We start from the raw sequence: 20,720 nt of genomic DNA on the forward strand, positions 1-20,720 counted from the left end.
TAGTTCATGTAGTTCATGTAGTTCATGTAGTTCATGTAGTTCATGTAGTTCATGTAGTTCATGGAACTCATTGAGTCGGCGGATCCGATAGAGTTGAGTAGAGATGACCAATTAGCCAACACACAAATATACAGAAATGGAGAATGCCAAATGGGAATACAATTTACCGCTATACTACCTGTACATGAAGAGTTTATTCTTCGGCAGCATCTTTTTTTCGTAGGGTCGGCGCCGCTTTCAGAAGATGGGCATGTTAACCTTTCGCCGAAGGGACATGATTGTTTTCGGATATTGTCTCCTAATCAGGTGGCTTATCTAGACATGACTGGCAGCGGTAATGAGACGAGCGCGCATCTGCTGGAAAATGGAAGAGTGACGGTTATGTTTTGTGCGTTTGAGGGGCCGCCTAATATTTTAAGACTGTATGGAACAGGGGCTGTGATTTTGCCTGAATCAGCAGAATGGGAAACACTGTCCCCATTGTTTACATCTCTGCCTGGAGCTAGACAGATCATTTTGATAGATGTTCATAAAGTACAGACTTCCTGCGGATTTTCGGTCCCATTCATGAGTTATGAGGGTGAGCGGGATACGTTGCAGCGTTGGTCTATCCAAAAGGGTGAGGCAGGGCTGAGAGAATATAGACAAGAGAAAAACACAAAGAGTATAGACGGGCTACCCACACCTCTTGGACAAAAAAACTGACCAGACAGGAGTTCCCATTCTCATGGTCAGCAGAAGGAGCGTACTATCCGTAGGGATTGTTTACCCAAGTCGTTCAAAGTTGTCTGCTTCGTATATGTACACCCAAGTCGCTATAGTTGCTTGACTACCATTATAAATGTTCACTAGGTGGATACAGTGTATGCTATAAACCATTACATTCGATCTCATTAGGCAAAGTAATAAGCTAATTGAACGCGACAAGTAATTCCTTAATCCGTAATCCTGTAATCCCGTAATCAAAAAAATGAAGGACATAAGGGTGACGATTCATTTGGCATCCCATTGGAGGGTTTTTTAGAGTGTCTTTCCCTATTTAATAGTCTATTAAACTTATTGCTTTTACTGTTATTTCTATCATCGCATGCTCGTTTATTTAAACTTATAATGAAGGCGATGGGATGGGCTGCTTTTCCATCTATCATCGTTTACATTCTCATGTAGAAGTTATTTTACGTAGATTAATAAACGGACAAAGGAGATACAGCATGCTGCCATCACTCACATTTCTTAATCGTCAATTAGAGGGAATTTTACGCAATAAATTTGCACAGGGGCATCAAACCTCGGGTTATTTAGCCAAGCTGGAACAGCTTCCCGCAAGCTATGATGCCTATCTGGAATTCGCTCATAGCTTGGTTGCCATCCCAATGAGGGAAGATTGGCCTTACTATGAACCAAACGATTTACAAGAGATATGGCAGGAATGCGATCCGGCACGACCTTTAGGCCAGGTCGGCATCTTGAATCTTAAGGATAGCTCCAAGCGTGTGGAGGCGGGATTCCTCGCTTCAGTCTGTGGTTCAATGCTAGGCAAACCGATTGAGGTAAACCCCAGCTTGTCGGAATTGCGTAAAGCTTTAACTTCTGTAGGGGAATGGCCACTGAATGATTACATTTCTGATGAAGTTCTCCATGCTTTAGATCGTCGACATTGGTCTTGGTTTGAGACGACGCGGGGGCGAATTCGTTATGTGGCACCTGATGATGATATCAATTACACATTAATGGGAATGATGGCGTTAGAACAATTTGGCGATGGTTTTACGAAAAGAAATTTAAGAGATTTATGGATAAATCATCTTCCGATAAGTACTACTTGGGGGCCGGAGAGGGCCATCTTGCTTCGATCGGGGATTAGCTATCTGGAGCATGATAGAGAACTATTCAATCATTCTGAAATAGAGGCTTGGCCCGACTTCATGGTGCAAGATACAGAACTATGCGGAGCAGCGATTCGCGCAGATGCTTACGGTTATGCCTGCCCCGGTCAACCCGCTCTTGCCGCTGAGCTAGCTTGGCGTGATGCAAGTTTTACACATCGCCGGACGGGGATCTACGCCACGATGTTCATCGCCGCTGCGATTGCAGTTGCGCAAGTACTGCGCGATCCTATTAAAATAATAAGTACTGCACTGCAATTCGTACCTAGAAGGAGCCGATTCTATGAGATTACTCAGGATTGCCTGCAGAGGGTAGCGAATGCAGATAACTGGCTGGAAGCTTATCAGAGCATTAACCATAAGTATGCAAATTATGGTCACTGTCAGGTTTATCAGGAAATAGGTACCTTAATTAATACATTTCGATTTGCAGACAATGTCGGTGACGGGATATGCAAGCAGGTGATGCAAGGCAACGATACGGATAGCTTTGGAGCAACAGCAGGCTCTCTGCTCGGGGTTTATTTCGGTTCTGACAGCCTGGAAACAAGATGGCTTGAGCCTTTCCAAGACCGGATTCATACGGGATTATCTAATTTTCATGAGCAAAAGCTATCCCGTTTGGCTGAGCGGATGGGGCGTTTGCCAGAGCTGTTGCATACTCACCAACATCGAATTGAACCCAGCGAGCTCTATGTAAACGAGAACACCGATTTAAACCTTTGAATTTGATTTCATCAAAAAAATGGTTAAGATATCTGTTACTACGGTTCACAATTTTATTTCCTTGGAGTGTTTGTGGGACCTATATAGAAGTGCTTTAGAAATTAAAAGTGCCAATTGAGTAGCTGAGTAAAAGTCACCGTGCTTAATGCAATACGACATTATCCCGTAACAGGTTACTTTTTGATTTTTTTCAGCTATCCATAGACTGCTAGTACATGGAAAAAAAGACACCAACCCCCGGTTAGTGTCTTTTTGTCTAGCAACAGGTACTGCTAACAATGGCAAATTTGCTTGAAGATGTTACATCAAACGTAGATCACATAAGGGATGATGCGTAACCAATGGTGTGAAAGCGTCTAGAGCAGATTACTTGAAAGTTCAATGGATTGTTAAAAACATCCACAATAGGTAAATTAACGAGACTTAGACTACAGGATAATTACGAATGATTAACGAGCTATGTGATCTTCATGGCATTACCTACCTATTAACCATCGAAGCGCTGTCCAACGCTAGTTGCTATAAGTGGTGGAGCTTACAGGATCGTCGAGCCGACACAAAGACAAGGTTATCCCGTATGCCGTATCCCGTATCCTGTATCCCAAATCCCTACCGCCCAAAGCTCATGCTACCTACGGATTCCACTATAAACACAGGCACATATTGCTCGCCCATGTCTGTTCCAACGAGCTCATAGCCATTCTGATATTGGCCACTAACTAACGCGTTACCTGTAACGGAACCCACTTCTCCTTGGAGCAAAATATAAATCCCATCCGAGTAAGCAAGACTATTGCCGAAGTTATCTACGATGATCTCACAATGAAAAGAGACCTTTTCAAAAGGATGAGTGGTAAGATCCGCAGCTGAGATTACAGCATACTCCTGAACAATCTCCGCGAATTGATAGCTGCCGTCTACTTTACGGTAAAGTGCCGTTTGCCCGTCAACACCGTCTCCAAGATCCGCATTAGGCACGAGAATAGAGTCATCCGGCTGCAGTTCATAACTATCACCAGCTAAAGAAAATAACTGCGAAATACCATTCGATTTCATCTCATACGCTGTGAAAAGGGTGCGTCCACCTTCAACCTCAGATTGGGCTAAAACTACAGGTACACCTGAAGAGGTTGCCAACTGTTCATTAAAAGTAAGACTGCGCAGACTCTCGAAGCGTGGCAAGCTGTTTCCGGTTAATGTGACCACATTGTCGTCGTTATTCATCGCGGCATAATAGAGCACGCCACTATTATCCGTCCCGGCAACGATCACTTTTGTGCCCAATAGTCCTTTGCGGGAGATGACGTTGTTGTATTTGTCTTGCTCTTCACCGCCAGGAAGGAGGCGAACAGGCTCTGCGATATTCCAAGCCAGCCTAGTAGCGGCAATGTTTGTCGAAGTATCTTCTAGCGGGGCAAGATCTCCGTATAATTGTATCGCTTCAGCATATTGACCTTTAGTAGTCAGACGGTTGGCATTTTTTAGTAGCTTAGCCTTACTAGTATCGATCAAAGTCAGCACCTTGGATGACGTGATGCCTGCCGATCCTGCAAAATTACGATAGGCTACAGCATGCCCAGCAAAAGCTGTGATATTGTCACCTTCAAGATCCTTGTTCAGGATGATCTTCCCGCTGCTTTCTGCTTGTTGAAGTACCCAAGGAGCTTCGTAATTATGCTGGCTATAAGCACTCACTAGGGACAGGGTGCTTTCCAACATGCCGGTATAGTTTCCTGCTCCTGCTAAGGATTTTAATATAGCTGTGTCATGGCTTTTAAACTTTGAGGCTAGTAAATCCTCTTTGGAAGCTGCACTTCCATAATAAGCATCGGGAATCTGCAAAAGATTCCATTTGAAGTTCTCTTCATTACTCACCCCTCCGCTCTGGTTCTGGGCAAGATCGGCAAGGAACTGCTCCTTAAACTGACGGAAATAAGAGGTGAACTGGTCTGAAATGCCTGAGGCCGACGATAACTGGCGATAATAGGATTCATAGGGACCGCCTGGCTTCATATATGTAGCTTTTAAACTGAGCAGAGCTTGATAGCTTTTCATAAATCCGGCAAAATCCTTAGTCGCTGCTTCCTCCTTAGTAGAGGCTACCAAATCATTCAGAACTTTGCGGATGTCTGTGATTGGAGCTAATTCATCCAGACGTTTTGCGACTCTTTCTTCCTGGTAATCAATGGAATAGTTGGCCGCTGCTTGACGGTACTGATCCTCTGCATTAATCAGATCCCCGGCAGCGTAGAGACGGTCGGCTTCTTTGGTGATTTGTATTTTATCTGCGATGAGAAAAACCTTCTGTCCAAGCAGCACAAGCATGCATATACACAAAATGATCATAAAGTTTCGCAGGGTTATTAATTGTTTGAACGTCATATAGAGTAGCCTCTTTTTTCAAAATATAAGAAAGCCTAAGAAAGTATAAGTTTTACGGTATACATCATCCTTATATTTCTTTGAGAAACGGTTGGTTGTCATCAATAAGGATGTTTGCTTTATATTGGTTCATCTTAGCTTTCAGGTCTATTGGACCTCCGGGTCCCAGCGATATTTGGCTTCACGAATGTCAGCTACCCTGAGGTCTAAGCCGTTCCAAGGTTCATGGGGATTCGCAGCAATGAGTTTGGACAACCGCAAGAAACGGTCCTTGGGCAGATCTTGCACGTATCGGCCAATCATATTGGAGTAGAGCAGGGCATAACGCTTCATTCTTACCGCCGCTCCTGCAACGCTCGTAAGGATGGTTAAGCCGTTAGCCATCTGGCGAATCTCCACTTCATAGTTCTTCACGTAGCGTAGTGTACGATCCTTAATGAGATCGGGACGGACTTTAGCGATCTCGCCGATATATTCGGCTAGCAGTGGTTCGAAGTCTTTTAGAAGAAGCTGCTCCAGTTCTAGATCCATATCCTTGCGGAGTAAAAATCCATGCAGCAAAGCCACTCGCTGCCGCGCGATCCGGTCGCCGCGAAGCAGGATGGAGAGCTCCCGCAGCTTCTCATAGGCAAGAACATCATCCTCACGGAGTACGGAGACAGCTTCCTGACGGTTGACCTCCAGCCCTTCCTTGATGATGCCGATCCCACGACCAAGCAGCTCATTGAGAGAACGAAGATTCTCGTTCTGCCTTACTTTTCGCTGCGTATAGTACAATAGTCCAGCAAGCACAAGACCCCCGGCACCACACAATATCATTTGTTGGATGCTATTTCCAAAATAGACAGAGGCTAGTGTGAGCAGTAAGATGAATAGTAGGCGGGTATGCATCTTCCGTCTGGCTAGTGATGCTGCGTGCTGCTCTACAGCAATAAGTGAGGCTCTGCCACATTTGCTACAGCGGTCTTCGCCAAGAGCGGTATACCGCCCGCATTGGCGACAGATGCGCAGCTTGTCATAAGCGTAACGCGGGGCCTTGAAAGGCCGGAAGGTAACGGGTCTTTTCTTATTCACGGCCTTTATCGCCTCCGTTCAAAGCGGCTAGCAGTCGATCGTTAATATCATCACGTGTCAGTGGTTTGCGCTGATGTGCGGCATAAATGGAAATCTGAATTACGGCAATTAGGAACGTAATCCCAAGAATGACGTATGAAATCATGGAACAATCCTTTCTCATGGACGCTCTGCAGTCCAGATGGCTTTTAGAATGATAATCTTCTATGCATCAATGCACTGGGTCCGGCGGTCCTAAAGTTGAAGTTTACAAGGTTTAATTATATCATAATGGCATGCTATTTACAGATTTTAGCGATAGTGCTGAACCTGTCATATGTGCCTAATATAACACAAGAGGAGCCCTATTTATGCTTCGTAAATATCAAAGTATTAGAACAACCAAGACTCTCTTTCTACGTATCTTTCCGGCATTGCTCCTGGCTCTTTGTCTAGCTGCCTCGCCTTTTGCAGCTGTTAAGGCCTATGCGGCAACGTCGGCGCAATCTCACATTGACGCTGTGCTTCTTATTGATGTCAGCAACTCCATGAAGACTAGTGACAAGAACAAAATCGCCAACGAAGCGATGAAAATGTTCATAGATATGTTATCCACCCAAGGTGATAAAGTAGGTATTGTTGCCTATACCGACAAGGTGCAACGGGAAAAGGCCCTGCTGCAAATTAGCTCGGAGAGCGATAAGCAGGATTTGAAGGATTTTATTGATGGTTTGGACCGAGGAGCTTACACCGATATCGCTATTGGCGTAGAGGAAGCTGTAAAGGTTCTGCAGAATGGAAGTGACCCTTCCCATGAGCCTATCATTGTAATGCTCGCTGACGGCAATAACGATTTCAACAAAGCGACAGGCCGGACGCAAAGTGAATCAGATAAAGAGCTGAAGGCGGCCGTAGAGGTTGCCAAAAAGAATGGCTATCCCATCTATACCATTGGACTTAATGCAGATGGCAAGCTGAATAAACAAAGCCTCGCCGACCTGTCCAACGAGACGGGTGGTAAAGCATTTTCGACGGACTCAGCAGACGATCTGCCGCAAATCCTGAGTGAGATTTTTGCCAGCCATTTGAAGCTGAAGGTAGTGCCTGTGCAGTCGATTACTGCAAATGGCGATTATCAGGACGTGACCGTCAACGTGCCTAACGGCAGTGTTTTGGAAGCCAATATCTCAATTATGTCTTCACAGCCTGTGACAGCGAAATTAACGGACCCGTCAGGGAAAGAAGTTGCGATCCCCTCAAACAATGTCCTGCTGTCCAAGTCTTCTACTTATAGCTTGATTAAGCTACTGTCACCGGAGGAAGGAGATTGGAAACTTCAGGTTAAAGGTGTGCCAAAGGATAAGATTGATATTAATCTAGTCTTTAACTATGACCTGGAGCTTAAGATCGATGCGCTGCCATCAGCAACCTATAAAAAGGGTGATAAAATCGACATCACCTCGCATCTGTTCAGCAACGGTACTCAGGTAACACTCAGTAATTTGTATCAAGATATGAAGGCGGTACTGCTTGCTACAGATATTGATACAGGTGATGTGCAAGAAATCGAACTGGATAACTCCGGAGCTGTCTTCAAGGGTACCTTTGAGGTAAAAGAAAGCCATAACTACGAGTTGAAGGTACGGGCAGAGGAAAGCAGCTTTTATCGGGAAAGTGCACCTGTCCAGATCAGCGCGAAGACAGGCGGAGCAGCAACAACAGCACCTTCTACAGGGACTGGCAACGAAGAACCCCTGAAGGAAGCCTCATCCAATACCCTGTATTACATTATAGGGGGCATTCTTTTAGTGCTGGCAGCGGGTGCAGCATGGTATGTGCTGAATAAGAAATCGGCACGTGGTTTTGTTGGACAGCTGGTAGTAGAGGTTAAAGACAGCAATACGGGTGAGAAGACCTACCCACAATATAAGAAGCTTGCAGGCTTCAAGGGCAAGTTCACCCTTCATCAGCTGCTGCAATTGGCGCCTGAACTGAAGGAGAGCGAAACTGTTATTTTCACACCGGCCAAGAATGACCGATTGCTGTTACGCAGCGGAGAAGGTGTTACTGTGGAGAGATCCGGACGTGCTGCGGATGCTTCGCGTGGTCTTGAACTGAAGAGTGGGGACCGCGTTTCAGTATCTCTACAGACGGTAGATAAGACGATTTATCTGGAATATTTAGTATAGTAGGCAATGGCAATGTATGCCGCAGAAACAGTTTTGCTGCAAGATATCTGAAGTACAGCTTCCGCAAAACTTTTAGGAGGATAAGCATATGAAACCAGTAGTAAGAGAGCATATACAGCAATTGGATGTATCACTAGGCGGCGGGATTGTCAGCGATAAGATCAGGGTGGATACGATTGATAATCCGATCCTGATCATTGGACTAGGCGGCACGGGCATTGATGCTCTGCTGCGTCTTAAATATCAGATTAACCGCCGCTTTAAGCTGCCGGAGGATCCGATATCCAAGAAGAAACGGGACAAGCCGGATAATGTGGAATTTCTAGCTTTTGAGACGAATGAACAGGATCGTGGAAAAAAATACAAAGGCATTGGGCTGGACCCGCAAAATGAATTTGTACTGTTGGCGAATGCCGAAATCGGTGGATTGTTGCAGAACCGCAGTATCCTCGATTCCTATATTACGGATTGGCTGTCACCTGAGCTGAGTATTACAGATGGTATGAATGGTGCTGCTGGTGTGCGGCAGGCTGGACGTCTGCTTTTGTTCACCAAGATTAATCAGGTTGTAGGAGCGATTGATAAGAAGATCAAGACGTTATCCGTAGGCACTAACAAAAAGCTGATGGTCTTTCTGCTGACAGGTCTGTCGGGCGGTACAGGCAGTGGGGCTTTCTTGGATATTGCCTATATCGTACGCGGTATTATTGAACGTGACTACGGATCAGCCGGTATTGACCGTGTGAACACACTGGGTTATCTCTTTACACCTGACGTGAACCTGTCTAATAAAAGTCTAAGCGAGCACACGCGTGAATATATTCGCAAGAACGGTTATGCAGCGCTAAAAGAGCTGGATTACTGGATGAATGTGGACAGTCGTGGTGAGCGGTTCCAGCAGCAATACGGTAATATTTTGACGGTAAATTCACCGCTGCCTCCATTTAATCTATGTCATTTGATCTCTGCAACGAATACCGAGGGTAAGCTGCTGGAGAATGCGTACGATTACTGTATGAACGTAACGGCGGAGAACATCACGAACTTTATGGCGAGTGAAGAAAAACAGTCTGGTGAAGAATTCGCCATCCATGACTATATCAGTAATATCCGCACCAACATTGCGCAGATGAACAAGACCTACCCAGCTAACTATGAATACAACATTATCGGTGCCTCGTCCGCTGTGCTTCCGATTGAGGAAATGACGACTTACCTGGCTTTCCGCTTGTTTGATAAAATGGAAAAAATGTTCCAGCAGGCGCCAGGTCAAGAGGATGTAGAGAAATTCGCACGTAAGCTTGGAATTGATCTCGACAGTATGATCAAGACGTTTGAATCCCGTGTGCCTGAGCCGTTGCCAGGCTACGAGAACAGCGAACGCTTGAGCCATGCCAATGTTGTTAAGAATCAAGTGGTAAGCATGGATACAGAGCTGGAGCAGAACTTCCTGGCTCGTGCCCGTGAAGAATATATCAAATCGAAAAAGCAGCTGCCTGGCGAAATTGTGGGACGTTTCAGTGAAGAGCTGGAGCGCATCTTCCTGCATCCAGAGCAAGGGCCGTTCTACGTTTCCCGCTTGCTGTATACCGAGAAGGGCTTCTGTATTTTGAAGCTGATTCAGTCTTATATTGAGGCTTTACGTGAAAGCTTGTTGCGTTTGCCACGTGATATTGAGACAGCGCAGGACAGTGCGGATGAGAAGCTGAGCGATGCCCGCAGTGCTTTTGTCTCCAAAGAGAAGAAGAAAAATGCCTATATTGAGGCTAAAATCAATGAGTATTGGCTGCACGCCGATGTAGAACGCACTGAGCAAATGATTCAATTTTACGAGGACTTATATGAGCTCTTAAACGATGAGAACAGCCGGATTTACGGTGTGTTTACAGAGATTCTTAGTGCGCTTAGCTCGATTTTTGCCAAGAACGGGGACATCCTTATCAATGGCGAAGAGCAGGCAGACTATAAAGGAAACAAAACTTATTATTGGAACATTGTGAACGTGCCGGATATTTCGGCGACTATCTCCAAGATCATGGATCAGAAGGACGGCGACGACCTGATTCGTGACTTCACCCGTGAAATGCTGAAGCATTCCGGACGTTGGGTCAAAGAGCAGGAGATTGATATCGTTCGCTCAATTTCGGAATTCCTTAGCGATAAGTTTGGGGATCTGATTACCCGTTCGATGGAGGATTTCCTTGTGATGAAATTCGGCCATGAAGAGCCGCTGGATAAATTCGTTGAGCGGATTATTGCCGGTAAATTGGACGAAGAGGCTGTGCCTACCTTCCACCTTAGCAATAGCTCGGGTAGCTTACATTTCCCATCATGGGGTTTCGTTTCCGTGCCTGTTAAAGCGCCGGGTATCCTAAAAGGGATTCGTAATTATCAGAATAATGCGCTTGGCAAATCGCAATTTACGATCAAGGAAAGCCAAGTGAAAAATCGTATTTTCTGGCTTAATACACGTAATGGTGTGCCACTTTTCGTATACACGCCGCTGCGGGTGTTTGAAGAGAACTATGAGCGGACCATTCTCGACAAGGAAGGGATCGGTCGCCATCTCGTGATGACGGATAAGAACAACTGGACGTACCTGCCTTCTCCGATTCCAGAAAAATCATGGGGCGACACTTACGTCAATTCTCGTGTACGTGATTATAACGCTAGAGTGCGTGCAGACTTTGCAAAAGCGCTGGCAAGTGGAGTCATTATTGAAAAAGGTGTAGATGAGAACACAAGTAACAGATATTCTGTTGTGTTCACCAAACCTTTTGATCTGGACGCCATTTTGAACGGTTTCGATATGCAGCTGCAATCCACACGCCCAAATCTCGGTGAAGTGAAGAAGGCGGTTGATGAGCTGAAGAGCCTGCGTGAGAAGGGCTTGGAGCGGGAAGGCATTAAAGATATCTTTGGCAGCATCAACAAGGACATGGCGCAGGAGAATCTCATTCGTTCACCGCAGCTGATTTCACGTGTTCGTGTGGAGCTGGCTAAATATGCTGAACTGACTGCCAAAGCAGCTGAGCTTGAAGGTGTGCTTCATCAATATCTGGACGAAGATAAGTGGATGGATCAGTTCATTGAAGCTTTGTATACGGACAGCATTATCAAAAAAGGCGCACTCTACGTTTATGACCGTGATGAAGAAGAGGACGCTTGGGAGCCGTTTGCTAATTTGATGAAAGAGCGCAGCTACGTAGAGTATGCCGTGTATCGGCACTTCCGGGAGCTGGATGAGAAGAGCCGCAGCGTACTGCTGCGTAAGGCAGCACGTCGTGCAGGTGAAATGACTGCCGCTGAAGACGTTACCCCGCTGCTTTATAAGCTGGAAGGACTGTATGTATCATTCCTGGAAGCACGCGATAGCTTGGAGTACGAACGGGTAGAGTATGAGAGCGGCGATGAGATGTACGGATTCTACAAGAGCATGACTAGCAAGCTCGGCAGTATCCGCAGAAAGTTGAAATAGGCCTATGATCAAAACACAGGCATTATCTTATGGTGAACAATATGCGGTACAGGAAGAGGCACAGCGCAGCAAAGGGGATGGACGCAGCAGCATCCATTACCCTGCCCTGTTTCTGTTCGTAGGCGACAAGGTTGCTCCGGCCATCGGTCCGGTGCTGGATAGCTGCGAACGAAAATGGGATAACGCCGGCGGTGTTATGGCATTACATGCTGTGTCAGGTGCGGCAAAAGAGGGAATAGACGGAAGTATAAGTGGATCTGTTGCGGGAGGAAAAGACCGGGTGCTGGCCATGGCCTTGCCGGAAACGGCAGGGTCAGATCCACGCACTGTGCGCCATGAACTTTACCGCAAGTTTCATGAGGATACACGTTATCTTGCTGAAATGAATAAAGTTATCCGGCGGCTGAGCAACAGTATAGCGGATTATGGACGTCTATATTCATCTTTTGACGTCATCCATCTCTCTATCATTACGCGGGTTGATGATCCGCTTAATGTATTGCTGCCGGAAATTACACTGCTGGCTCGTGCAGTACTTGGCCAGTCCTTTAAGTCCGTACAGACAGATCTCTACGCTCTGATCAATGAGCGGGAGCAAGGGGATAATTTTGGGTATTCCAGCTCAGTAGGGCTGGCTTTTCTGCGTGAATTGGACAGAATGCAAGCTACGGACTATAAGTTTAATGCGCCGCTACTTGTGACGGAAGACGGTCTGTCGATTCCAGTTGCCCATGGTCCTTCCGCATTATTTGACCTTGTGTATCTGCTCTCCGATAAGAATGAGCGCGGTATGATGTCTGCACACGGTATGGATGACAACTACGAGATTATTTCTCATATTAGTCTGCTCAAAAATCGGGTCCGCCCGGCTTCTGATCAGGCTACTGGTCATGGCGGATATAACAATATGACCTTTAAAAGCGGCATCAGGGGCAGCACTGGAAGACAAGGCTACGCCTCTGCTGGCTTTTCCGGGGTAAGAAGACCTAATGTTCAAATTGCTTTGGCGGTGCTGTATCATGCGTTTCGGCGGCTTGTCTCCGATATGCGTGAGGGCAGTTCGTGGACTATACGTGAGCGGCAGGCTTTGTTAGGGCTGGACCCTGACAGCTTGCGGGAACACGCGGTACAGCTACTTCCGGAGAAAGACGGCCTGAATGAAATGACGGGGTTAATGAGTCACGGACGCCCTTCCTATAATGAACTGAAGCAGCTGTCACTTCGTGAAGCTGAACGGCAGTTGTTCGGTGACGGGGGCGAAGCTTATTTCCGCAATAACTTTGTGGCAGAGTCAAACCGGAGAGTAGAGGGAATGAATCCATTACGCCAATGGCGCACTATGCTGGCGGCACAGGAAACATCTACGCCAGCGGTAAGCTTTTATCAGCTTGCGGAGTGGACGGCAGATCGTGATGAAGCCGGAAGTGTGCTCCATCTTTTACGTCAGCATATGGCAGGCCTGCGTTCCGCGATTCTCTCCATGCAGGAGGAGCTTGAGGACCTTTACGCAGAAAGCGTGGAGCGCCAGCCGTTCCAGCGTGTGCCGCTTTTTGATAAAAGAACAGTACGTAACTTCATTCATTATTTATTCTCAGCCGTATATGGCAAAAAATATGAACTATTGGGCCTAGAAAGTGAGCTTGCCCTATGCAGTCGTTTGGAATCTGCACTTGAGCAGCTTCATATGGAAAGTATGGCCCGTGTGAAAGCTATGGAGACTTTGGAGGAAGAATTGCGTATTACTGTTATGGACAGCATTGGGCGAACAAACGAAACAACGGGCCAGAACGTAATGGAATACTACCGCGTAGTCACAGAAGAAGTGATGAAGGATATCGAAACCCGGCGTGGACCTGGAATATTCTTCAGTGAGAAGTATATGGGCAGTATCTCCAAGCTCTTAGAACAAGGGAAAGAAGCTGTGATTGAGCGTTTGATTGATATTTGCCGCCGGGAGCTGCTGACAGCAGAACCTTTCAATTTATCTTTTGAGGAAGAGCTTCTGCGGCGTGCAAATGTTGCGGCAGCCTATGAGAATCGTCAGGTTCTATCGAGGGAAGAGCTGTTCAAGCGCTTGTATCATAATTTAGAAGAGGGCGCGGCCATTAATGTTCGGTTATTCGAATATACGCAAGAGCATCGTCATGAGGAGAAATATTTCTTCGGAGACAGTTCATCAGAGTTTCTACGCTACGCCTTTGGAGTAGATGAGACAACCCGGATTTACCGGTTAGGATTCGTGCATGAGCAGCGGAGGAGCGGAGTGGAGAAGCTAAACCTGATGGGCGGCTTTCATTTAGAGGACCTGCTCTATTATCGCAACGGTAAGGTCTATTATGAGACTTATGCTCAGAATGGCTATCAGCTCCATGGGCTGAGTGAAGATCAGCTTCCTGAGATGCGCTGATGGCGTAATAGATAGGTCCCCTCACTTTGAGTCCCTTTATTGCCTTGGTGCAATAGAGTCATCGGATATAACGCTTAATTAGAGTTCCGGGATAGGGACATTTCTCCTTATTTCCACTGCACACTATGCAATAGAATAGAAATAGATGTTTCTCCTATTCCATTCTATTGCACAAAGTGCAATCTAGGGGATGATAACACATCCGGGTAGCCCGTTTATCAGGCAGCATAACCCCCGGAATGTTTAAAGGATAAGAGTACAATTCAGATTTTACCCGGAAAGGAAGTATAACGATGCAGAGAAAAATCAATCTGCTGCTGCTCTTCTTCAGTCTGATCGGCGGCGGGGTCGCCTTTCTTTTTGGCGAATGGCTGCTAAGCTGGTATAACGATCTGCCTTCCATCCTGCTTGTGGGTATTTATTTTGCCATTGTGGCGCTGGGAGTCGGTGTAGGCTGCCTGCTTGCAGAGATGATCTCGCCACGACTGAACGGAGCTTCATGGAAGCAGCGCTATCTGGGGTTATCGTGGAAGCTGCTGCCTCTGATGATTGTTCTTGCACTTGGTGTTGGAGCCTTAACGGAGTTTGTTTATGAGCTGAATTTTGGCGGAGCCAGACCAGTTAAGAATGTAGTAATGGCTATCGATGACTCAGGCAGTATGACACAGAGTGATCCCGATAATAGCCGGTATTCCGCAGCAAAAGCGTTAATTACAAAAATGGACACTGACAATAAGGTAGCCGTGGTGACCTTTAACAACGAAGCGGTAGTTGTCCAACCTTTAACGCCACTTTCAAATTCGGAGAATCGTGAGAAGGTGCTGACTGCAATCGATAATCTGCAGCCAACCGAAGGCGGCACGAATATTAGCGGTGCGGTCTCGGAGGCACTCAAGGAGATTGACAGTGACGGCAAAAAAGACCAAGGAGCCATGGTCATCTTGTTGTCTGACGGAGTGAGTAATTTCGATACCACAAGAGAGTTGCAGGCTTATGTAGAGCGCGGTATTGCCGTGAATACCATTGGTCTGGGCTTGAATGATCCAGCAGGCACTCAGCTGTTGCAGGATATTGCGAGAGTGACAGGCGGACACTATTATGATGTCAAGGATTCAGCCCTTCTGGGCGATGTATTCCAGCAGATCTATGACCGTCTGGGAGATCGGACGCTGCTAACTGAGCGCAGTGATTCAACGGCAGACAGTCCTTATTATGCTGCGGTTCGTATTTTGTCACTGATGTTGATGGGAGCTGCGTTTGGATTAGGTCTGGGAATTATGTTTGATAACCGTCATTTGGCTAAAAGCTTTGGGATTGGCGGCGTAATATCAGGCTTGTTCGCAGGACTGATTCTGGAATTTGGACTTAGCGGTGACTCCTTTACAGATAGTCTTATTCGTCTTCTGGCTGTTCTTATATTAGCTGCTATTATTGCATTATTTACAGGCGTCATTCCGGTAGGAGAAGGACGTATTTATCGAAATAGAAGAAACAATAACGCAGCGCCTGCACCAGCATCGGATAACTTTCCGGGTCGGCGCAGAAGCCGGAACAGCAAAGGATTCTAGTGTAGCGGAAAGGGGTTTACAGTAATGAGGTACGCCGAGGTTAATGCTTCCGCTCCGGGAATAACGGATGTGACATCCCAAGTGGATGACCGATTCTGTACGCTGAGATGGCGCTGGCCGGACGGCGTGCAGGCGGTGTACATCCACAAAACCTCCGCAGAAGCGGCTGACATGGGAACCGGAGATGATCCGCCGATCGGGATGAAGCTCTACACTCGTGAGGAATACAAATCTAACAATGGTTATCGTGATCGATTGGATGAGATCGGATTGATATCCTATACGATATTTGCTCGTCTTGCTGAGAACGGTGAGACTGCCCTGGTGAGGCAAAATGATGGTGTGAACCGGGTGATGGTCAGTGCAGGCAAAGCCCGGATCTATTATTCCATTCAACAAAAAAAGGCCTTATTCGGAAAACAAAAGACCGTACATATGGCGATTACGGCAGAAGTGCCCGTGGCACGGGATGTCCTCTGTTATGTCAAGAAACGTGGAGGGCATCCTGCAGGGAAAGAGGATGGTATTCTCTTTCCCTTCGTCCAGGATTTCGCTCCTGGACGCAATGTACTTCCGCCGATTGAAATCGGTAAGGATGATTTTGTACGCATCTTTTTCACCGATGGCAAGAAATATGGGCTTTATTACGAATTGGTACCGGAGTGAGACTCGGTCTACACGTACAAGCGGGTGATGAGCAGTGGCGTTCATAGCAAGTACGTAGATACAACTTTTGGGAGGATGAGTAGATGTCTTTTTTTAGCCGTTTTATGAAAAAGAATCAGCCGGAGCCGCGGCCGCTTTTTTACGATATAGTGTGTCCGTATTGCTTCACCAAGTTCTCTCCGGAGGATGTCGTCTTTCGGGCTATGCACAGCCGGGAGGACGATGAAAATTACGCATTGGGTGAGGATGACGCCTTGAACAAATACCGTGAGCGCTTTGGGCTTGATACGGTAGATGACATAGAAGCGATTATCAACCCGGCGGATATTCCGGAAGAATATCATCATTACACGGATCATGTGTTAACTGGGCTTACGGATCGTTACGGTGTGCTTACGCGCAGACGGCTTTGCCCGTCCTGCCATAATGAGCTGCCGGTGACTGCCGGGAAGGTGCCAAGTAACATCATCTCGATTATCGGGGCATCCCAAGTCGGGAAATCGGTGTATATGACCTCGCTGATCCACACATTGCAGCATACTACAGCAGGTCATTTTGATGCCGCTTGTATGCCGCTTAATGCAGAGATTAGCCGTAAGTTCCGTACATTGTATGAAGAACCGCTTTTTGAGCGTGGGGATCTGCTGGCTTCTACACAGAAGGAAAAAATGCAGGAGCCTTTTATCTTTCAATTTGTCTTTAAGGATGAAAATAAACCGCCACTGACACTTGTATTCTTTGATGTAGCAGGTGAGGGTATGGTGGATCAGGATTATCTTGGACTTCATGGTCAGCATATCAAGAACTCTGCGGGTATTTTGTTTATGGTCGATCCGCTGCAAATCCGTTCTATCCGTGAAAAGATTCATATTAACATCGGTGACCGCCCGGGAGAATGGGTCTCACAATATGACGAGCCGCGCGATGTGGTGCTGACGATGTTCGGTGATTTTATTGCCTATCAGGAAAAGAGTAAGACAGACATTCCAACAGCGGTTGTGCTTGCCAAAAGTGATATGCTGCATTCGCTGAAGGATGAGGATGGCGATTACATCAAGTCCAACAGCAATGTGTTCAATAACTATGTTCACCGCAAAACATTAAACATGGACGAGTTCCATAATATCGACGGGGAAATTCGCAGATTTATTGGTAAGGTGGACAGACCCTTTAAAGATACGATGGATGTTTATTTCGCGAATACGGGTTATTTTGCAGTATCTGCGTTGGGCAGCAATCCTGTGAATCAAAAGATTGAGGGTGTAGTAAGCCCGATTCGTGTAGACGAGCCTTTTATTTGGCTGCTGCATAAGCTGAAGTATATTGAGGGGAGCGACGGCCCGTGAATGTTTTCTCAGGGTCAACAATCGCCCAACAGATGTACACCCGCGAACGTCGCGGAGTGTTTCGTTCCACAGAAGGCTTCGATACGGTAGCGAAATCAGATAGTCTAGACAATAATTTTGTGAAAAAAATCCTTCATCCCTTCTGCCTCTACGATGCTCCTGCGGAGTTAACCGCACGTGGAGAGAAGGATGAGGCTGCATATCCTGGTGCGCTGCACCTATTTCATGCTGAGAACGGGGATACAGTTATTGGGCTTAGTCGTTATCAAGCGGCCGATTTCACAGGCCAACGAAGCGCTTTTTTTGCACATAACTATGTAGTTCCTGCTTCACGTTCCGAAGAAATTGTGCAGAGCTATGGAGACTGGCTGCATGCTGATTTTGCAGAGCGTTATACGGGAGAGCTTGGTGGAACCTTGCCGGAGCTGCCCTCTATTCCAGTTGTTCGCACAGACCGCAGCCCGGATCCAATCGCAGGCTTACGTCTGTTAGGGATTGATGAAGGGATATTCAAGGCGTTATTGCAAGCCGTAATGCTCTCTGTAGCAGGTAAGAAAAAAATCTACGTGGCTCTAAACGTACCTATCACCGAGTTGTCCGCGCGGGCGGTGGAGCTTACAGAAATTCTGTATAGCGTGCTGCCGTATGAATTCCGCCGTAGATTAGGCGTGATTACGTATGCGAATGAACCGCAAAGCCGTAAATATATACATCTTAGCTTTGTGGAAAAAGGTTCACTTCGTCCCGGTGATCGCAGTATTGAGAAGGATTATACCTTTGATTTGGCTTCCGGACGGATGGGGAATGTCGATTTTGGCGAGACCCGCCAGCCTTATGCTGATTTGGTGTGGAAGCTATTACTGCTGAATCCAGGAGATATTAACGACTTCGTAAGCTTCGCCGATCAGATTCTGCGTGGAGAGAGTCCTGAGCACAAGCTATCCCTTTCTTTCTATAATGAGCTGGCTATATTTTATGAGATTGAGCAAGGGAACGAGCATTTATATACGGAAAACAAGAGTGCGGTGCTAAGTGGTTTGCTTTCTTACCTTAAACCAGACGGTGCAATTCATTCTAGAATCCGCTTGAATGATATTTTCTTAGAACGGTTTGACCGGGAATTTGATCTGATTCGGCAAAGAAATGTGCCAGATCCGGCGATTATGGAATGCTTTAAAGAGTATTTTGTACTTAAGGATCACAATTACAGGGTCAGAATCGTGGATTATTTCATCAATGGGATGCTTCATAGTGTGGAAGCGGGCCGCAAGGATATTTTGAGTGCTGCTTACGGGATCATTGAGAGTAATGATGAGTTAAGTGCAGCTTACTTCCAGCGCGTGATGTCTGAAACTTATTTCCGTAAGCAGCTACTTGAGCCTTATATGGAATCAAGACTAGCTGCGGCGTCCAGATCTGCGGATATTCTGAGCTTTGTGCTCCATTGGGGGCGGTTCCTGCCAGTGGCGTTAGAGCAGTCTTTTGCTCAAAATGCTGTGAAGGATTATTTGCTAGAAAAGCTCCAGCTGGAGCATGATCCGGTGGCTTCTGTGGCGGAAATTCATGAAATTGTAGATAAGGCAGAAAAAGATCGCCGCAAAGGAACAGGAGTTGCTCCTAAGGCACTCTCCCTAATGCAGGATCTTGCTGCTTCAGCAGATAGATTCTTACTGAACCGCTTATCGCTTTCTGATATGACGCAGGAGGAGCTTCTGGAGGTAGTTTTTTTACGGTATGGTAATGTTGTCGATTGGCAGCCGCCACTGGATAGGATTAGCAAGCAGAAAGAGAATGCGCTGCGTGCCGCTTACCGCTGGTTTGGTGAAGAGAAGCCGAATGAGGAGATTTTTACAGGATTGTCTCCGCAGGAACTAGACGATGTGCAGCTACTGGGTCGTCGTTTGCTAAAAGAGGCGCGTGTCCTGGAACCCTTTGAACGGCTTCCGCTAGCCTTTTACTATACAACTCAGCGTGAAGGGGGTCCGCTGGATTACGATGCGCTTCTGGAGCTGTTAAAGCGTAAAGCCGGTTCCGACAAAGAAATCATCTATCGGTTTTTTGCTTGGTCGCAAGGCAATCCTTTATTTACGGTTTCGAATAAAAAGCTGCAACCGGGTTACCGTAAGGCGATTCTGAAGTATTTCCTGAGCAGTGATCGTGAAGCGTTCAAGAATCGGGAATTCCGAAAGAACTATGTCGCGGCAGCTCGGCCTGCTCTGCAAAATGTGTACAATGAAGCCCGCTCCCAACTGGCTTCCCCGCTGGCGCGCTGGATCAGCCGCAGCCGATTTCGACTCTTAATCTCCGGCTCCATTACGGGTATTCTGGTGATTATTGCAATTATCGTATTCAGTATGCTGCGTCCGGATGATACGAAGACGGCTCTGCCGGGGACAAGCCCTGAGCCGACCCCTGTTCAGAGTGCAGGCAATATGCTGCCTCCGGCTTCAGTATACTTGAAGGATCAGAGCGTCGAAGGAGATAAGGGGAGCAGCATATTGGTGTTCACCTTCGCAAGTGCAGATGACTGTGTGCAGTTTAAACCGACTGAGGTTAGTTTAATGTCTTCGTCTACAAAGATAGATAAAAGCTTTAAGGTCGCTGCTACAAATGGGACTTGTCCAGTGCCGTCAACGGATGGGACGGATGAGGGAAACGCTGCTGACGAGTCAGATGCCGCTGGCACTACTGGAGGAACAGCAGAAGGTGCAGACTCTACTAACGCTGTAGCTGATGCTTCTCCGTCCACTACGCCTTCCTCTGATACTGAGAACAGCACTGGGTTACCTTCCGCAACAGCTGTGACTGAAGGTGAACAACCTTCCTATCAGGTTGAGGTTACATTGGAGTCTGGAGCGACAATTCTAGAGAAAAGTATGATCAAAGCCGGAAGATTTACATTGATCGTAGATCCCGATCCTAATATTCCACCAGCTTCTGATTCAAGTGCTGAACCCTCCCCGACTGCAAGTCCGGATGGAACAGTCGAATAACAAGCTTTCTGAACAGCAATAACTAC

The 20,720-nt window shown here is 46.8% G+C and carries 12 protein-coding genes; 9 read left to right on the plus strand and 3 right to left on the minus strand.

All coding sequences use genetic code 11. From position 1 onward, the window contains the following. Nucleotides 1–150 precede the first annotated feature (150 nt). A complete protein-coding gene (locus MHH46_RS04680; protein WP_076194429.1) occupies nucleotides 151–705 on the plus strand; it encodes a pyridoxamine 5'-phosphate oxidase family protein in 555 nt (184 codons plus the stop codon). Nucleotides 706–1,211: 506 nt separating this feature from the next. Further along, complete coding sequence (locus MHH46_RS04685; protein ID WP_076194432.1) at nucleotides 1,212–2,612, plus strand: ADP-ribosylglycohydrolase family protein; 1,401 nt, start codon at nucleotides 1,212–1,214, stop codon at nucleotides 2,610–2,612. 609 nt (nucleotides 2,613–3,221) lie between these two features. Here the strand turns inward: MHH46_RS04685 and MHH46_RS04690 are convergent. The 3 genes from MHH46_RS04690 to MHH46_RS04700 form a co-directional block, all read right to left on the minus strand. Continuing rightward, nucleotides 3,222–4,994: a hypothetical protein gene (locus MHH46_RS04690; protein WP_076194435.1), complete on the minus strand. Its 1,773-nt coding sequence runs from the start codon at nucleotides 4,992–4,994 to the stop codon at nucleotides 3,222–3,224. A 147-nt stretch (nucleotides 4,995–5,141) separates the two neighbouring features. Continuing rightward, on the minus strand, nucleotides 5,142–6,068 hold the full coding sequence (locus tag MHH46_RS04695) for a hypothetical protein (RefSeq protein WP_076194438.1): 927 nt from the start codon (nucleotides 6,066–6,068) through the stop codon (nucleotides 5,142–5,144). Then, complete coding sequence (locus tag MHH46_RS04700) at nucleotides 6,061–6,213, minus strand: hypothetical protein (protein ID WP_155986556.1); 153 nt, start codon at nucleotides 6,211–6,213, stop codon at nucleotides 6,061–6,063. Before MHH46_RS04700 ends, MHH46_RS04695 begins: the two co-directional genes overlap by 8 nt. A gap of 205 nt (nucleotides 6,214–6,418) precedes the next feature. Here MHH46_RS04700 and MHH46_RS04705 point away from each other — a divergent pair, with 205 nt between their 5' ends. The 7 genes from MHH46_RS04705 (at nucleotide 6,419) to MHH46_RS04735 (ending at nucleotide 20,694) form a co-directional block, all read left to right on the plus strand. Further along, nucleotides 6,419–8,236, plus strand: a complete 1,818-nt coding sequence (locus MHH46_RS04705) for a VWA domain-containing protein (RefSeq protein ID WP_076129590.1) — start codon at nucleotides 6,419–6,421, stop codon at nucleotides 8,234–8,236. An 88-nt stretch (nucleotides 8,237–8,324) separates the two neighbouring features. Then, nucleotides 8,325–11,714, plus strand: a complete 3,390-nt coding sequence (locus MHH46_RS04710) for a tubulin-like doman-containing protein (protein ID WP_076194441.1) — start codon at nucleotides 8,325–8,327, stop codon at nucleotides 11,712–11,714. Nucleotides 11,715–11,718: 4 nt separating this feature from the next. Next, nucleotides 11,719–14,121, plus strand: a complete 2,403-nt coding sequence (locus MHH46_RS04715; RefSeq protein WP_081387959.1) for a transcription initiation factor TFIID — start codon at nucleotides 11,719–11,721, stop codon at nucleotides 14,119–14,121. A gap of 293 nt (nucleotides 14,122–14,414) precedes the next feature. Continuing rightward, nucleotides 14,415–15,689, plus strand: a complete 1,275-nt coding sequence (locus MHH46_RS04720) for a VWA domain-containing protein (protein WP_076194444.1) — start codon at nucleotides 14,415–14,417, stop codon at nucleotides 15,687–15,689. A gap of 24 nt (nucleotides 15,690–15,713) precedes the next feature. Continuing rightward, a complete protein-coding gene (locus MHH46_RS04725; protein WP_076099551.1) occupies nucleotides 15,714–16,355 on the plus strand; it encodes a beta-mannanase in 642 nt (213 codons plus the stop codon). Nucleotides 16,356–16,438: 83 nt separating this feature from the next. Further along, the gene (locus MHH46_RS04730; RefSeq protein WP_076129587.1) at nucleotides 16,439–17,701 is read left to right on the plus strand and encodes a hypothetical protein; all 1,263 of its coding nucleotides are present in this window, start codon (nucleotides 16,439–16,441) and stop codon (nucleotides 17,699–17,701) included. Next, on the plus strand, nucleotides 17,698–20,694 hold the full coding sequence (locus MHH46_RS04735; RefSeq protein WP_076194447.1) for a hypothetical protein: 2,997 nt from the start codon (nucleotides 17,698–17,700) through the stop codon (nucleotides 20,692–20,694). Before MHH46_RS04730 ends, MHH46_RS04735 begins: the two co-directional genes overlap by 4 nt. Nucleotides 20,695–20,720 lie beyond the last annotated feature (26 nt).

The sequence above is a fragment of the Paenibacillus sp. FSL H8-0175 genome (assembly GCF_045040615.1).
GTDB classification, from domain to species: domain Bacteria; phylum Bacillota; class Bacilli; order Paenibacillales; family Paenibacillaceae; genus Paenibacillus_AQ; species Paenibacillus_AQ odorifer.

What these genes read in the sequence shown, in the direction of transcription:
- MHH46_RS04680 (WP_076194429.1), top strand. Translation starts at nt 151, where the DNA reads ATGGGAATACAATTTACCGCTATACTACCTGTACATGAAGAGTTTATT.
- MHH46_RS04685 (WP_076194432.1), top strand. Translation starts at nt 1,212, where the DNA reads ATGCTGCCATCACTCACATTTCTTAATCGTCAATTAGAGGGAATTTTA.
- MHH46_RS04690 (WP_076194435.1), bottom strand. Translation starts at nt 4,994, where the DNA reads ATGACGTTCAAACAATTAATAACCCTGCGAAACTTTATGATCATTTTG.
- MHH46_RS04700 (WP_155986556.1), bottom strand. Translation starts at nt 6,213, where the DNA reads ATGATTTCATACGTCATTCTTGGGATTACGTTCCTAATTGCCGTAATT.
- MHH46_RS04705 (WP_076129590.1), top strand. Translation starts at nt 6,419, where the DNA reads ATGCTTCGTAAATATCAAAGTATTAGAACAACCAAGACTCTCTTTCTA.
- MHH46_RS04710 (WP_076194441.1), top strand. Translation starts at nt 8,325, where the DNA reads ATGAAACCAGTAGTAAGAGAGCATATACAGCAATTGGATGTATCACTA.
- MHH46_RS04715 (WP_081387959.1), top strand. Translation starts at nt 11,719, where the DNA reads ATGATCAAAACACAGGCATTATCTTATGGTGAACAATATGCGGTACAG.
- MHH46_RS04720 (WP_076194444.1), top strand. Translation starts at nt 14,415, where the DNA reads ATGCAGAGAAAAATCAATCTGCTGCTGCTCTTCTTCAGTCTGATCGGC.
- MHH46_RS04725 (WP_076099551.1), top strand. Translation starts at nt 15,714, where the DNA reads ATGAGGTACGCCGAGGTTAATGCTTCCGCTCCGGGAATAACGGATGTG.
- MHH46_RS04730 (WP_076129587.1), top strand. Translation starts at nt 16,439, where the DNA reads ATGTCTTTTTTTAGCCGTTTTATGAAAAAGAATCAGCCGGAGCCGCGG.